General features: G+C 42.7%; 12 protein-coding genes. 9 read left to right on the top strand and 3 right to left on the bottom strand.

Annotation, left to right across the window (positions count from 1 at the left end; all coding sequences use genetic code 11):
* Positions 1-21 precede the first annotated feature (21 nt).
* Positions 22-2,874: a bifunctional [glutamate--ammonia ligase]-adenylyl-L-tyrosine phosphorylase/[glutamate--ammonia-ligase] adenylyltransferase gene (gene glnE, locus FJ709_RS16260; protein ID WP_226411123.1), complete on the bottom strand. Its 2,853-nt coding sequence runs from the start codon at positions 2,872-2,874 to the stop codon at positions 22-24.
* A gap of 349 nt (positions 2,875-3,223) precedes the next feature.
* Here glnE and FJ709_RS16265 point away from each other — a divergent pair, with 349 nt between their 5' ends.
* The 9 genes from FJ709_RS16265 to FJ709_RS16305 all read left to right on the top strand — a co-directional run bounded on the left by FJ709_RS16265 (position 3,224) and on the right by FJ709_RS16305 (position 11,517).
* Positions 3,224-4,189, top strand: coding sequence for a hypothetical protein (locus tag FJ709_RS16265; protein ID WP_226411125.1), 966 nt, complete (start codon positions 3,224-3,226; stop codon positions 4,187-4,189).
* A gap of 12 nt (positions 4,190-4,201) precedes the next feature.
* Positions 4,202-5,101: a DUF350 domain-containing protein gene (locus FJ709_RS16270; protein ID WP_226411127.1), complete on the top strand. Its 900-nt coding sequence runs from the start codon at positions 4,202-4,204 to the stop codon at positions 5,099-5,101.
* 5 nt (positions 5,102-5,106) lie between these two features.
* Positions 5,107-6,885 carry a polyamine aminopropyltransferase gene (locus FJ709_RS16275; RefSeq protein WP_226411129.1) on the top strand — a complete coding sequence of 593 codons (1,779 nt, stop codon included), beginning with the start codon at positions 5,107-5,109 and terminating at the stop codon, positions 6,883-6,885.
* 77 nt (positions 6,886-6,962) lie between these two features.
* The gene (locus FJ709_RS16280) at positions 6,963-7,376 is read left to right on the top strand and encodes a YjfI family protein (protein ID WP_226411131.1); all 414 of its coding nucleotides are present in this window, start codon (positions 6,963-6,965) and stop codon (positions 7,374-7,376) included.
* 10 nt (positions 7,377-7,386) lie between these two features.
* Entirely contained in the window at positions 7,387-8,076 is a 690-nt protein-coding gene (locus FJ709_RS16285) for a PspA/IM30 family protein (RefSeq protein WP_226411133.1), read from the top strand.
* 6 nt (positions 8,077-8,082) lie between these two features.
* A complete protein-coding gene (locus tag FJ709_RS16290) occupies positions 8,083-8,736 on the top strand; it encodes a hypothetical protein (RefSeq protein WP_226411135.1) in 654 nt (217 codons plus the stop codon).
* Between the two features lie 18 nt (positions 8,737-8,754).
* Positions 8,755-9,081 (top strand): hypothetical protein, encoded by a 327-nt coding sequence (locus FJ709_RS16295; protein ID WP_226411137.1) that lies wholly within the window; start codon positions 8,755-8,757, stop codon positions 9,079-9,081.
* A 129-nt stretch (positions 9,082-9,210) separates the two neighbouring features.
* On the top strand, positions 9,211-10,023 hold the full coding sequence (locus tag FJ709_RS16300) for an ion transporter (protein WP_226411139.1): 813 nt from the start codon (positions 9,211-9,213) through the stop codon (positions 10,021-10,023).
* A 306-nt stretch (positions 10,024-10,329) separates the two neighbouring features.
* Positions 10,330-11,517, top strand: coding sequence for an HD-GYP domain-containing protein (locus tag FJ709_RS16305; RefSeq protein WP_226411141.1), 1,188 nt, complete (start codon positions 10,330-10,332; stop codon positions 11,515-11,517).
* Positions 11,518-11,673: 156 nt separating this feature from the next.
* Here the strand turns inward: FJ709_RS16305 and mrcB are convergent, their stop codons facing one another.
* Positions 11,674-13,980 carry a penicillin-binding protein 1B gene (mrcB, locus tag FJ709_RS16310; RefSeq protein WP_226411143.1) on the bottom strand — a complete coding sequence of 769 codons (2,307 nt, stop codon included), beginning with the start codon at positions 13,978-13,980 and terminating at the stop codon, positions 11,674-11,676.
* A 45-nt stretch (positions 13,981-14,025) separates the two neighbouring features.
* Complete coding sequence (gene hrpB, locus FJ709_RS16315) at positions 14,026-16,593, bottom strand: ATP-dependent helicase HrpB (protein WP_226411145.1); 2,568 nt, start codon at positions 16,591-16,593, stop codon at positions 14,026-14,028.
* Positions 16,594-16,776: the final 183 nt, after the last annotated feature.

Here is a 16,776-nt window from a genome sequence, read left to right on the forward strand (position 1 = left end):
TTAGCTATACCAGTTATGATATTAATACTTCATTTCAAGAATATGGCGATAAATTTCAATCACGGTATCGGTTTTATTCTTAACCAAGTCTTGATTAATTTGACTGCCCATTTGTTGTAACGTGAGCTCATGATTGTGATCTCTTAGCCAACAATAGGTTTGAGTTAAGTGCTGCGCTTGCATCACCGGCATCAGTTCTAAATCAGCCAACACTTCAAAGATGCGCACATTGTCTGACCATATGGTTAGCTCTTGGTATTGATGTGCATAAGCCAACACCATAAACTGGGCGATAAATTCGATATCCGCAATTCCACCCTCACTTTGTTTTAAGTTAAACATGCCAGCGCTTGCCTGCAGCAAGTGATCTCGCATTTTGATACGCATATCCCTTACTGCGGTGGCCAGTTCATTTTTATCGCGCTGAATTTGTAATACTTGCGCTCTTAGTAAGCTAAAACGATGGGCTAACTCATGGTCGCCAAATACAAATCTCGAACGCACTAAGGCTTGATGCTCCCAAGTCCATGCATCTTGCATTTGATACTCACCAAAGCGTTCAATTTCACTCACTAACAATCCTGAGGATCCCGATGGACGTAGGCGCATGTCAACTTCATACAATTCACCTGAGGTGGTACGAGTCGCAAATAAATGTACTATGCGTTGAGCTAATTTTAAATAAAAATGACTGTTGTCTATTGGCCGTTCGCCATCAGTCGTCCCCGCAATGTTATTACCGTGTAAGAAGACTAAATCTAAATCTGAACCATAGCCCAGCTCAATGCCGCCTAATTTACCGTATCCAATAACCGCAAAACCCATCTCATTTGGAGAGGTTCCTTGAGGCACACCGTGGCGTGCAGCAATTTGATGCCAAGCATGTAATACAACTTGCTCAATGATAGCTTCAGCCAAATAAGTGAGGTGGTCGCTCACTTGCATAACAGGTAATACTCCGGTGACATCTGCCGCGGCAATCTTTAGCTGTTGCGATAACTTAAACTGGCGCAAAGCTTCCATTTGCTGCTCCATATCATCTTCTGGCACACGCAGCAGATATTGTCGCAGCTCGCTTGGATAGTCATCAATCGACGTAATATCATATAGTTGAGCGGGATCGATTAGCTCATCTAACAGCATTGGAAAGTTGGCTAACTCTTTAGCTATCCACGGACTGGCACAGCATAAACTGACCAATTGTTGACGGGCGCCTGGATTTTCACATAACAATTCAAGATAAGTGGTGCGGGTTAATATTTTATCCAACACCTTAGATACCGGCTTAAATGCCAAACTGGGTTTAGTTTGAACCGTTAACTCTTCTAGCAATTTTGGCATTAACCGGTCTAGGGTTTCTCGACCTCGGGGGCCAATTGATCGCTTAGAAACGGTATTACGCCAGTCACTGAGAAGTGGCCATAATTCAGGGTCTTCAATTTGTTGTTCTTGCAATAAATTGTCAGCATGATCATCTTGCTGAATATTCCAAAACAAACTTGTCCAATGATCGCTATGTTCATGTGAATCACTGCCACCTACTGTGGCATTAAAATGACCATGAATTTTTGCCATAGCCGCTTCAATATGAGTGCGTAAATCCGTTTCGTTGGTTAACCCCATGCTGTAACATAAACGTTCCCAGTCCAATGAATTATTCGGTAATGTCTGGGTTTGTTTGTCATCAATGGCTTGCAGCAAGTTTTCAACTCTGCGCAATAAAATATAAGCATGTTTTAACTCATCAACAGCTAAGTATTCCAGTTGCCCTAAACTGTATAAAATATCAATCGCGCCAAATAAGCTTTGCTGACGCAGTGCAGGTTCACGTCCTCCCCGAATTAACTGAAAACTTTGCACCACGAACTCCACTTCACGAATGCCACCAGCGCCGAGCTTAATATTGTCGGTTAATTGGCGGCGACGCACTTCCTGGGCAATCATTTGCTTCATTTTTCGCAATGACTCAATCGCAGAAAAATCAATATAACGGCGATATACAAACGGACGTAATAAGCCATGTAACTCGTCACAGTAAGCGGTCCAGGGGCCAAGTACTCTGGCTTTTACCATGGCGTAACGTTCCCAGTCGCGTCCTTGTTCCTGGTAATAATCTTCAAGGCCGGCAAAGCTGACCACTAAAGGCCCGCTTTCGCCATAGGGACGTAGACGCATATCTACCCGGAACACAAAGCCATCGGCGGTGACTTGGTCAAGCAAGTTAACTAGCTTCTGTCCCATACGAATAAAAAACTGCTGATTAGCAATCGCGCGGCGGCCACCCACAGTTTCGCCATGTTCAGGAAAGGTGAATATTAAATCGATATCAGAAGAGAAATTAAGCTCTCGGCCACCTAATTTACCCATACCGAGAATCAATAAAGGCTGCGGTTTACCCTCAGCATCTGAGGGCGTGCCTAACTGCTTACATAAGTCATTATAAAGCCAGTCTCTAGCGGCAATAACCAGAGCTTCAGCCAGTGACGATAAATCAATTAACGATTCTTCTAGTTTTGAATAATTAGTAAAGTCTCGCCAGGCTAAACGCACCATTTGTTTATTACGATATTGCCGCAATGCTGACTTCACTTGATCTTCTGTGGTTAAATCAGCCAATATTTGATGTAGTTCTTTATCAAAGTCCGCGCGCACCACTTCATCAAGCAAACCGCTAAAAAGCTGTGGTATCCATTCAGAATTACGGCATAACTGATCAGCAATATAATCACTTAGCCCTAATACAGTGCGCAGCTCGGTTTGCTGAACATTAGTCAGCATCGTGGCCTCAGGCCAGAGCTCGACTAGTCTTAACCAGTAACTTTCTGCTGTTTGCTGTATTTGTGCAGATAATACCTTGTTACTTTGAGATGGCATGGCAATAATTGTCCTTTGATCAAATTCTCTGTTAGACATAATATGTCAAGAATGTTATATCTTGAATCAGAAATTTTATATAGCTTCAATTCTAAAATTAACAGACGAGTGACTAAATTAAGATGGCTTAGCATATAAACCGCCATCTTAAACATAGTCAAAAGTCATTTACTCGCCGATAACGAACTTATTACGCTTGATTTCAGCACTGTGAGCAGAACAAATAACGCTTTAAGTGCTTTTACTATTTGGAGTTAAGGTTAATATACTCAAGATACTATACCCTGTACTATACGCACATTAAAAATTGTGCCCTATGCACATGAATTTTATAACACTTGGAGAAAACATGGCTGGCAAGTTTCCCCGTGTATTCACGTTTTTCATCATGCTTTTTATCGGCCTAAATCTTTCTGGCTGCGGTGATGATCGACCTGAGCAAATCGCAAAATATCAACAATTAACCACACAGCGTTTAGCGCAACTAAAAAGCGGTCTTGAAAGTGGTCAATTACGCAATGCAACCTTGTTAAAGCAATACAGTGAATTGCTCACTAGGCAAAGTCCTGATCTTGCGCCGTTAATCAGTGAGCTGGCATTAGATGCCACCACCCTTGGGCCTATGTATCAATCTTTGCTGCGTCGCAATGCTGACTTGGCGAGTGCGGCTAACTTTATTGACTTAGACCAGCAACTAGCTGAAGCAGAAAACGTCTACCAAGCCACTGACACCAGCTTGTATAACGATATGTTGTCAGATCCGGTTAACGTGGTTGCCGATTTATCTCAAGGTAAATTAGCTCGAGTAAATTCTATTAGCCGTGAAGCGGCAGCGTTAGCCAATGGCAGTGAAGATTTTGGTCCTGGCAGTCAATTGGTAGGTAATCCGTCTTATGGCAGTTGGCAATCGAACTCAAGCGGTACATCGTTTTGGGCTTGGTATGGCATGTATGCGATGTTCTCTAATGTCTTCCAACGCCCTATTCGTTATGACAATTGGTCAAGCCGCCGTGGCTATAGCTACTACAATGATGTCGGCCGCTATCGCTACACCTCACCTCAGCAAGCAACCTCGCAGGCTAAAACCTATGAGCAAACCAAAAAAAGCTTCGCCAGCCAAGGTAAAAAGTTTGATAGCCCGTACGCTAAACCTCGTACAGGATCAACCAGCTTATCTCGTCAAAGTACTAGTGCCCCTAAAGCCAGTAGTACAACCCGTACAGCAAGCAATAAGTTTCGTTCAAACTATTCAAAAACGAGTAGTTTCCGTAATTCAAGTAGCCGCACCACTCGCGGCATTAGTCGTGGCAAATAGGTAGAACTGACAATGACATTTCTTCAACAATATGGCATCACAGAGCCACTACTCATTATTCTTGCGATTGATTTAACTATCGCAGTTATCTTATTAGCCTTAATGCGTTATTTGCAGGGCTGGTCAATTAAGGTTAATAGCACCCAAGAACTGGCAGTACGCGATAATTTTGCCTTTGGTATTAGCACTGCTGGCGCAGTCGCAGCTTTAGGTATTGTGCTAACAGGCGCAATAACCGGAGAAGCGGCAATATCATATACCACAGAAGCCATCGGCATGACCGCCTACGGTTTTTTCGGGCTAGTACTGATTAAGCTAGGGCGTTATCTACATGACAAAATTGCCTTAAATGAATTTAATAAAAGTGATGAAATACTTAAGGGTAATGTATCAGTTGCTATAGTAGATGCTGCAGCAGCTATCGCAACGGCGATTATAATTCGCGCCGTATTAATGTGGGTAGAAGACATCACTATCGACACTTTTATTGCCATTTTCAGTGCATTTTTAGTGTCACAATTAATCTTAGTTATTTTAACTCGCTTGCGTGAAAGCCGTTATGCCAAACGTAATCAAGATGCCTCAATGCAACAAGCGTTAAAACAAGGACAAACAGCTCTCGCCATACGTCACAGCGGTTATATGATTGCGATGGCACTTAGCTTTAATGCCGCCAGCCACTTTATTCTATACATTCCAACCGCCTATGTGGGTAATCTTATCGGCTGGTTAATTTTCTCTTTTGTGATGCTAGTGCTGATGAGTTTGGTCATCATGCTAGTCAAAAAGTTAGTCCTTGCTGGTATTAACTTAGCCGAAGAAGTCGAAAAACAACACAACATCGGTATTGCCGCGGTTGAAATGGCAATCAGCATTGCTGTTGCCCTAATCTTAACGGCATTAATGGCTTAACAACTATGTCTAACACTTTGCTTGAAACACAAACACCTCAATCAACAGCGGAGGATTTCAAGCAAAGTGATGCTGCCTCTCCAGCTTTACCTATAAATAAACGTATCACCTGGTTTGATGATGCCTTACTGCTGGGCATTATGGCACTGCTTGCCGGTTGTGGTTTAATCTATGAGTACCTACTTTCACACTATGCTGGAAGAATATTAGGTGCGTTAGAAGCCGCTATTTACACCATGATCGGCTTAATGATTGTCTCTATGGGAGTTGGCGCATTTGCCGCACGTAAAATCAAATGTGCTTTCACCGGTTTTGCCATCTTAGAATTAAGTGTCGCCTTGTGTGGCTCGTTCGCCATCATCATTACCGCGGCAGTTATTGGCTTTGGGCAACAACTGCCATTGGCTATTGCCAGTAACTTAGGTTTGCCACCAGATCAACTGCCTAACGGTGGCTTTATTGCCACATTACAGTCGCTAAGTGAATACCTTCCCTATGTTTGGGGAGTAATATTAGGCCTGATGATTGGTATGGAAATTCCGCTGATCGCCAGAGTCAGGCAGTCGCTTTCGGAAGCGCATTTACTCCATAACGCGGGGACGATTTACGGTGCGGATTACGTAGGTGCAGGGATTGGTGCTGCTATTTGGGTATTCTTTATGTTATCGATAGATATCCAACTTGCAGCCGCACTCACCGCCAGTGTAAACCTGATTGCTGGCGCTATTTTCATTTGGCGCTTTTGGCATAATATCAACCATGCAAAATGGCTACTTGTCGGGCATATCATTGCTAGCGTCTGCATTGGACTATTGGCAACCAAAGGGCCACAGTGGGAACAACACTTCAATAATTTGTTATACAAAGATAAAGTTGTATATGCAAAATCAACCCGTTTTCAACAGCTCACTTTTACCGAGCGGTTACGAGGTAATGGATTAGCCCCAGTTTATAATTTGTATATCAACGGCCGACTACAGTTCTCCAGTAGTGATGAGCACATTTACCATAACTTCTTGGTTCACCCGACCTTGGCAGCCAGTGCACGACATGACAATGTATTAATTATTGGTGGCGGCGATGGCCTAGGTTTAAAGCAAGTACTTGCTTGGGAACCTAAAACAGTCACCCTAATAGATTTAGATAAAGACTTAGTCACCTTATTTAAGTCACCTCCCGATGACATGCCAGCTTTTTTAAGCAAAGCAATGCTGGAATTGAACGGCAATAGCTTAAATGACCCCAGATTGACACTTATCAATGATGATGCCTTTAATGGGGTAGATAGCTTAATTGCGCAAGGTCAACACTTTGATGCCATCATTGTAGACTTACCAGACCCTAGTCACCCTGATTTAAATAAACTTTATTCCGATTTATTCTATCGTAAGCTAAATGAGCTACTCAGTGCCGATGGTATTATCACCGTACAATCAACCTCACCTTATCATGCCCCTAAAGCCTTTATCTCTATTGGCAAAACCCTAGCGTCTGCTGGCTTTAAGGTCGACCAGTTCCACCATAATGTCCCCAGCTTTGGCGAATGGGGCTGGAGCATTGGCAGTAAACAAGGTTTATCACCTAAACATAGGTTGGCGGCACTTCCTCAACTGCCTATTCAAAGCGACTGGCTCACCTTAGGCTTAGTCAACGGAGCATTCGAATTTCCTGGCAATTACTATGCTGAACAACAAGATGTCAAAATCAACCACATTGGCTCATTACAGCTTTACCATTATCATTTAGCTGCATGGTCTGAAAATGAAGTGATGAATCTTTTTTAATGGACACGATAGCACTTGACATATTATGTCTTGATGCTATCTTTAACACAGACATAATATGTCATATAAGGACAACTATGAACATCCACACTATTGCTAACCACTTAAATGGTCTTTGTGACAAAAGCCGTACCGGTTTTCAATTTGATTGTTACCCAATTGACGGGGAAGTAGAAGTGCTTCAAGTCAACGTTGTTGGCCGAGAAGAAATTCCGGTTTTTGTCTCAGTGACTGACAACCAAATATTGTGCATCAGTTACTTATGGGGCGAAGATGAAGTCAATCAATCACGCCGCGCAGAAATGTTTGAGACCATGTTAGAGCTCAACATTCCAATGCCACTATCTTCATTCGCAAAAATCGATGATAAATATGTGGTTTACGGTGCATTATCAGTCGAGTCCAGTATGGAAGAGATTGAGCAAGAATTAGCAGTACTTTCAGACAACTGTTTGGAAGTGATCGATGAACTCTCAGAGTTTTTGAATTAAGGAGTCAATTATGGGCATTTTAAATAAAATCCTAACCGCATTTCGTGGCGGCGCGACAGAAGTTGGTCAAAGCATTGTTGACGCAAACTCAACACGTATTTTTGAACAAGAAATTCGTGATGCAGAAAAACATTTAACCAACGCCAAGCGCGAGTTAACTGACGTGATGGCGAAAGAAATGCAAGCCAATCGTGAAGTTGACCGCTTAAAGCGCAGTATTGCTGAGCATGAAGGTTATGTCACTCAAGCGCTTGAGAAAGGTAATGAAGCTTTAGCAATTGAAATTGCAGAAAAAATCGCTCAACTTGACCAAGAGTTATCTGAGCAACAGACTGCCAATGATAGCTTTAGCTCGCATGCCGTTCGCCTTAAAGATTTGGTTAAGAAAACTGAACGACAGTTATCTGATTACCAACGTCAATTAAGCATGGTAAAGACCACTGAAAGCGTGCAAAAAGCCACTGCGACCATTACTGACTCATTCGCCTCAAGCAATTCAAAACTGCTTAACGCTAAAGATTCTTTAGAGCGCATCAAAGCTCGTCAACAACAGTTTGATGATCGCCTCAAAGCATCTGAAACATTAGCGGAAGAAAACAGCGACAAGTCATTACACGCCAAACTAGCAGAAGCTGGCATTGGTGAGCAAAAGTCGAGTGCTAATGCAGTACTTGATCGTATTAAAGCACGTAAAGGCTAATTGATTATGGGATTTTTAAGCGGCCTATTCGGCAAAAAAGAAGCCCCTAAGCGCCAGCTTGACCATCCCAATAAGCTGCTCAAGGGTGATATGTTAACCCTTGATGACAGCTTTGCGTTGCCCGCGCAATTGCGCGGACAGCAGCTAAAGGTTGAAGCTATCCACACTTACGAATATGAACGATCGCAGCAATGTGAATACTTATTACGTGGTCACAGTGGCAGCCCAATTTTTATGTCATACGTGGTGGAAGACGAAGCCTATTTAAGTTTTTCTATTAAAGTGAATCGCGACACAGTTGATAAGCTTTTTGACTTAGATGCTTTTGCTGAAATTTTTGAAGAACCAGGCAAAGCGACTCTAACCTTACAAACGCTATCAGCTGACACAGCTGAAGAGTTTGGTCAGTGGCTGTCCGACGATTATCATCAAGTGGAATTTGCCGGTTTTGGTTATTTTCACCGTGAAGATTACCGTGGTCAAAAGCCTCCACAGGATGAAAATGGTGCCCGCGGCGAAGCATTTGAAAGTTACTCACTCATTAATAACCAAGACACTCACGCGCTTGATATTGAAGTTTATGAAGGTGGCGACACTGAGGTCATGTTGACCTTATATCGCCCATTAACGGATATCCGCGAATACTGGCCTGCAAGCTAATCTAGGAGAGTCGACGCTATGAGCAAAGGTAAACCATTACCAGAGAAATGGTTAAATAATCAAAAAGCAGCCAAAGCCACTCAAGTGGCTTTTGATATTGATGAGCAATTTCAATATTCTATCCGTAAGGCCGCGCTAGATCGCGGTGTTAGTCCTTCTGATCAAATTCGCACCATTCTGGGTTTGTCGGTATCTAAACGCCCTAAGCGACCTAGACTGACGGTATCGCTAAGCGCTGATGATTATGTATTGTTAGCAGAAAAATATGCCTTACCATCAGATGCTCAGCTTGAAATCAAAAAGCGAGTCTTGGATGATCTGGTTCATTTTATCGATAAGAAATAATGACTCATTGTTTTACCGATAATGAATAAATACTTAAAACGCGTTAGACTTTTGCCTGGCGCGTTTTTTTATGTCAAAAATGCCACTTAACGAATCCAAGATCTACTTTTACTAAACGGACTTTTTTTGATGATCAAATCTAAGCGATGGGCTACTAAAAATATTAACTCGCTCAATCCTTTTGATTTTGCGATGATGATTTTATCATTTTTCTCGGTGATCATTGTTTTAGCATTGACCTTTGGCAAGCTCGAACCCGAGACCTATCGTATTTTATTGTATATCGACGGCGGTATTTGTTTTGTTTTTATGAGTCGTTTTTTTTGGGGCTTGTTTAAAGCACGCAATAAAGCTTACTACTGGCGCCATCATTGGATAGATTTTGTTGCCAGCATTCCCGCTATAGAAGCATTAAGAATTGCTCGCGTATTTCAAATACTGCGCGTTATTCGACTGATCCGCACCAGCCGCTCGATTTTTTTACCTTTGTTGAAGCAAAAAAAGCAAGCCACATTGGCAAGTTTGCTGCTAGCGATGGTTCTGATTTTAGCCAACGCTTCAGTACTGATACTGATCGTTGAGTCGGGTGTTGATGGCGCAAACATTCATACCGCAGAACAAGCTATTTGGTGGGCATTAGTCACCATTTCAACCGTAGGCTATGGTGACTTTTATCCCGTGAGTACTTTAGGGCACGTCATTGGCGGTATTGTAATTATCAGTGGCGTAAGCTTTTTTGGGGTAATTTCAGGTTATATGGCTTCAGTTTTTGTCTCCCCCGATGAATCGTCTGAACGCAATGAAGCACATCAAGAAGCGATTAAAAATGAGTTAGAAAATGCATTATTACGTATGGAAGCAAATCAAGCTAAAATGGAACAAAACCAAATAGCCATGCTAAATGAAATCGCTAAATTAAAAACTGATTTAAGTAATCACTAAACGACAGGTAATAATCACTGGGTAGATCAGTATTAAATAAATTAACTCGAGTTTCAAAAATCGACTTACTTCATACTATTAATCCATATAAGTCAGCTTATAAACGAATCAAGCCTGCAGGATCAAAATAGTAACTGAGCTAACCCCTTGGGTAAAATGACTATTATGAAGGTTAATAAATATCGTCATAACCTCATGCTTAAATAGGTAATCTCTCGCTGAATATGCTAAATTGATTAACAATGTTAATCAAATGTTGTCTTGACTCTACTCGTTTTCAGTCCCCTTTTTTGGAGTAATATGTGCATGAACGATTCTGTTGGATCAAAAAATGTCATTAAAATCCCAATTGATAAGCTTGTACTAGGGATGTTCATTGTGGCAATTGATCGCCAACAAGACAAAGTAGACGTGCTTAATCCAGGCCAAATAAAACACAGTGATGCCATCGCTAAACTGATAAAAAATAATATCACCACAGTATGGGTCGATATAGAACGCTCATCGGACACTTGTGGGCTAAAAACAACAAAATCAAGTGGCCTAAATCCTCTAGTACGAAAAGCCATTTCCTCCCGAGAGGATAAACGCACCTATGCTAAGAAACTCCTCACTGAAGCCAAAAGCTTAATTCAAAAGGTCTTATTAGAAACCTATGAAGGCAAAGCAATTGAAGTTGGTCCATTCGAGGCTGTTGCCGACAAGATGATTGAGTTGATATTAGATGATGCTGACGCCTTTAAATGTATCTCAGCACTGCGCACTAAAGATGCTTATTTGATGGAACATTCTATTAATGTTGCGTTTTTACTGGTGACATTTGGCTATCATTTGAACCTTGATACCGACTTACTTAGGCAAATGGCCGTTGGAGGTATTGTCCACGACGTAGGTAAAATTCAACTAGAAGATAGCATTCTGCACAAACCTGGCAAACTCACTCCGGATGAATTTGAACACATGAAACTGCACCAAGTCTATGCGATGGCCATCATGGATGATACCCAAGGCTTGTCGCAAATAAGTAAAGATGTTTGCCTAATGCACCATGAAAAAATTGATGGTCGTGGTTATCCTAAGGGTTTAGAGGGAGATGATATTCCTCTGCATGGGCGGATGAGTTGCATTGTTGACATTTTTGATGCCCTTACTGCAACACGTTGCTATAAAGAGGCCATGAGCCCAGCTGCAGCATTCAAAATTTTGATCAGTTTAACCCCATTTCATTTAGACCAAAAATTAGTTTATGAGTTTATCCGCTGCATTGGAATATACCCGGTAGGCTCACTAGTACTGCTGTCTAATGAGCAAGTCGGGATAGTTTGGCAAGCTAAAGGACGCGATGCATTACACCCAATAGTGAAATGTTTTTATTCGCAAAAAAATAAACGCTACAGCGAAGTCACTATGATTGATTTATTAAAATCTGAGGTTTATATAGAGCGAGGAGTATCTCCGAGTAGTTTAGATATTGACCCATCTTCATTTTATTAAGCATATTATTTATTGTTCTATACTCGCGTCACGAAACGGTGAGCATACAAGCAAACAGCTAAAATAAGCCATACGTTAATGCCGTGATGTTTATGCTGCACTCATGTTGCACTCACGCTGCAAATTGCAGCATGAGTGCCTTAACAAAAGTAGTCGTTACTCGCCTAGCAACTTTTGCCACCAAGATAATGATTCACCACAATTTGCTGCGGGTTTGTAACTGACCTGATGGGCGGGTAAGTTAACCACGTTATGACACTTAGGCTGCATAGCTGCACCATTTGTCTGGTCAAAATAACCATTCACAATGCCGTTCACCGGTGGCATACGTAAACTTAACGGCGGACGTTCATTTAAAAATGCCTGGTAAACCGCCATAGCGCCACTGCTGCCATATAAACCCGTTTTACTGTTATCGTCCTGTCCTACCCAAATAGCGGCGACATTTCGCTCGTCAAAACCCGCAAACCATGAGTCTCGGCTGTCGTTACTGGTGCCCGTTTTACCGGCCAACTTAACCCCTGGAAATGCAGCACCTAAGCGTTTAGCTGTGCCCTTTTGTACAACATTATGCATCGCATACTGAACTAAATAGTCAGTTGCGGGATCGATGGCTATTTCATTTGCTAAACGGTTGACCTCAAGCGGCGTATTTTGACTGTCTAACACCGCAGTGATAGAGGTCAGTTTACGATAGCGCCCTTCATCAGCAATGGTTTGATAGACCTGTGCGACCATTAACGGCGAACCGTTCACCGCGCCCAATAACATAGACGGATAATGCGGTATGGCCTCATTCCAACCAGCTTTTTGAATGGTTGTTGCTACGTTATCAACCCCAACCGCTAAACCCGCGTTCACTGTTGGTACGTTCATTGAATGGGTGAATGCCTCTAATAAAGACACTTCGCCACTGAATTTTTTATCCACATTATTGGGTGACCAGGTTTTACCTTGTTCATTTTTCAAGGTGAGTGGTTTGTCAGCTAATGGGCTGGCTAAAGTAAACTTATCCGCTTGAGCTAACGCTGCGGCATATACGAACGGTTTAATGAGCGAGCCAATTGGTCGGCGAATTTCTACAGCACGGTTAAAACCGTCATAGCTAGGTTGTTTATCCCCTACCATTGCAGCAATACCACCGGTGTATTTGTCTGTGACTACCATGCCAACTTGAACATTTTTAGCTCGCTTATCTAACGACTTTAACGTTGACACCACCGCTTTTTCAGCCGCATCTTGAGCCATAGGGTCAAGTGTAGTGTAGACCTTTATGCCTGACTGGCTTAATAAGCTATCGCCATAACGCTGACTTAATTCATTTTTTACCACAGCAAAGAATGCGGGCAGTTTCTGGTGAACAGATTTTTTCCCATCACGTAATCCCAAAGGAGATTCTGCCGCCGCCTTATACTGCGCGACGGTTAGCTTATCATGCTCCATTAAAATACGTAACACTAAATCACGTCTTTCTTGTGCACGTGCTGGATATCGCCAAGGGTTGTAATAAGATGGGCCTTTAATCACCGCGACTAAAAATGCTTGCTGCGCCACGGTTAGCTCAGCCACTGGGCGACCAAAATAGAACTGTGATGCCAAACCTATTCCATGTACACCACGGGCTTTATCTTGCCCCATGTAAACTTCATTTAAATAGGCTTCAAGGATTTCCTCTTTGCTGTAACGAAAATCAATAATAATCGCCATTAATGCTTCACGAGCTTTACGAATAAGTGAACGTTCACTGCTTAAAAAGAAGTTTTTAGCCAATTGCTGAGTTAACGTCGAGCCACCTTGTACGGTGCGGCCTGCGGTAATGTTAACCACGACAGCACGGGCAATGGCCAATGGGTTAACACCATGGTGATCATAGAAACTGCGGTCTTCTACTAACAATAATGAGTCGACAATTAATTGAGGCATTTCCGGAGTGCGCACAAATAAGCGGTCTTCGCCATCGCTGGCAATCATACGATCTAATAAAACAGGTTCTAAGTGGAATACTGCCAATTCACGTTTATCACTCATCCGCTCAACAGAATTTACCCCTAAGCTATCAAAACTTATCATCACGCGCTGTTCAGCTTGATTCCCCTCAGGGTGTAAAAAAGGCCTACGCCACAACTCTATACGCGTGCTCGATGCAGAAAACTCACCTACTTGGCGGGGATTAGCCACTTTGCGATAACCCAGTAATTTAAGCTCTGCCATAAGTTGTGGATGATTAATAGCAGCCCCAGGATAAAGTGCCATAGAACGACTGAAGACTTGTGCAGGTAAATGCCATTTCTGACCTTCAAATTTTTGGCCAATAATTTGATCAAGATAAATGGCATAAAAGGTCACCAATGCAATACCGACGAGTGACAGTTTCCACGCCAATGAAAGTAGACTTAGCAACCAGCCTTTTTTGTGCTTTGAGGATTTTGTTGTTGATGTCTTTGTTGCTTTATTTTTTGCCATGTTGCTCTACAAGGTTATTAATAAGATAAAAATAGCTTCAATGGCCTATAAGCCAGGAGTTTTCTTTTTGGTAAATTTGGTTGCCTTTGTATTGGCAGGGTCATCTGGCCATAAATGCTTAGGGTATCTGCCGCGCATTTCTTTTTTCACTTCGACATAAGGCCCTTGCCAAAAGCTGGCTAAATCGGCCGTTGTCGCAAGCGGTCGCCGCGCGGGTGACAATAATTCCATGGTTACGGTCAGTTTACCATTAAATAATACTGGGCTTTGACCCATGCCGAACGCTTCTTGTAGCCTAACGCTCAGTAAAGCCCTTAATTGTTCATACTCAAAATACGCCTGGCCATATTCATCCACAGGCAGCTGATATCGAATAGGCGCATGCGTTCCGGTAGACATCAGCCAGCTAGTAGGTGCTAGACTATTTAAAGTTTGCTGTTGCTCCCAGGTAAGGTGATTAATTAACAGTTTGCCGCAATCTAACTTAGTCAGTTGCGCTAAGCTGCGTACATCGGTTAAGTAAGGCATCAACCACTGAGTTGTACTGGCCATTAAACCGGCATCGGTATAATCGGGCCAAGGGTGTTTGGCTGACAAATCTGGCAATAAATGCGCGGCCATTATCACCCTTAATTGCAACTGCTTAACACTTTCATCCATATTTAAAATGGCTAGGCCTTTTTGTTGCACCAATGCCATTAATGCAGCTCGAATATCGGTTGAACTGATACTGGTGTCAGCCACAGATTTAAGCACAATACTGCCCAACTGTGTTTGGGTTTGCGCAAAGAAACGTCCTTTAGCTTCATCCCAGCCGCTCACCCTTTGCTGGGTCACTAAATGCGCAAGTTCATCATTTAATAAACGCTCATCTAACGCACAAGCTAGATACACTCTGCCTGCATTTCTACCTTGGGTTTCTTGAAAATCAGCCACCACTAACCATTGTGCATGAACGAGTGGATCTTGAGGGTCAAGGGTAACGCCGGTACCATTACTTAACACAAAACCTAACTGGCCTCGTGCTTTGGCTATGCGGTCTGGATACGCTAACCCCAAAAGATGGGCAATATCATAATCACTCGCTAGGTGAACAGACTGCTTAATATCTCCCTGTAGTGACAATTTCTTTTGCCACTGTTTGGCTTGTTGGCCTATTTGCCCCTGACAAGCCATCGACAAATAGCCACTAATATCAGCGCCTTTTGCGGGTAAACCTCTGGCTTCTATTATGCCTGCAATTAAGCAGGCTAATAATGCAAACTCAGGTGTACCATTAAGTTGTGCTAATGCTTTGGCGCTAAGTAACATATGCGCCAGACGTGGATGACACCCTAATTGGTGCGCCTCTCGGCCTAATGCGGTAATTTTATGCTCGCTATCCACCAGCTCAAGCTGATGTAATAATTGCCAAGCTAATTGCTCGTTCACTTTAGGGGCTGGAGTTAATAGCGCTAAATCGCTAAATTGCTTAGCGCCCCAACAGGCACAATCTAATGCTACGCTGGTCAGCTCAGACAACACGATTTCAGGTGATGTTGCCTTTAATAAACGCCCTTGTTCTTCCTGGCTCCACAGTCTAACCGCTGTTCCGGCTGATAAGCGCCCTGCTCGGCCACTTCGCTGCACAGCAGACGCTTGACTGATACGGGTTAAACTCAGGCGTGACACACCGGTTTTAGGGTTAAAGTTAGCACTGCGCTGATAGCCACTGTCGACCACCATAGTAATACCTTCAATCGTTAAACTGGACTCGGCAACGTTAGTGGCAAGCACTATTTTACGAAAACCTTTAGGGGCTATTTGAATCGCTTTATCTTGCTCAGCTGCGGTTAAGTCACCGTATAAAGGACACAATAAAATATCTTGGCTTAACTTTGGCTGTAATAAACTCGCTAAGCGATTTATTTCGCCTCTGCCAGGCAAAAAAGCCAGCAAAGAACCATTTTGCTGTGCACTATCACTTTTTGACTCAAGCATTAACTCGGCAATAATTTTAGCCATATGGCTAAGCCAATCTGGTGAAGACCCTATAGGGGAGTATTTCACATCAACAGGAAAGCTTCTTCCTTCGCTGTATATAACCTGCGCCTCAGGCATTAAAGTTTGCAGTGGCAGCGCTTCTAGGGTTGCTGACATTGCCAGAATAATCAGATCTTCACGCAATGATGATTGTACTTCTAACGCCAAGGCTAAACCAATATCAGTGGGCAAATGGCGCTCATGAATCTCATCGAAAATAATCATCTCAATGCCATTTAACTCAGGATCATCTTGGATCATCCGCGTTAAAATACCTTCGGTGACCACCTCAAGTTGAGTCTTAGCAGTAACCTGGCTATCACCCCGCACTCGATAACCCACTTGCTGACCAAGGGGTTGATTGAGTTGCTGTGCAATAAAGCGCGCCACATTACGAGTCGCTACTCGACGAGGTTCCAGCATTAATATTTTGCCCTTAATTTTACCCGATTGAAGTAAAGCTAAAGGCAGTGCCGTTGATTTACCTGCACCTGTGGGAGCTTGTAAAATAATTTGATTATGAGATGAAACCGCATGCAAAATATCAGGCAATACAGCGGTAATAGGCACATTTAAAACAGCAGGAGTCATGTTGGTTACATCAGCCATAGGGCTAGTTAAAGTCAAATTATTTAACAAAGTGTAAATGATTTAAGGGGGCCTTAGGAGCTACAGTTAATGTTTTAATGCGTGCTTTTATTTATGCTTACATCGAACATATATGTTCACAATAATGGGGTACGGTCAAATCCATTAGTCAATTTAAAGCCATGA

The organism is Shewanella glacialimarina, assembly GCF_020511155.1.
In the GTDB taxonomy this organism is placed as follows: Bacteria; Pseudomonadota; Gammaproteobacteria; order Enterobacterales; family Shewanellaceae; genus Shewanella; species Shewanella glacialimarina.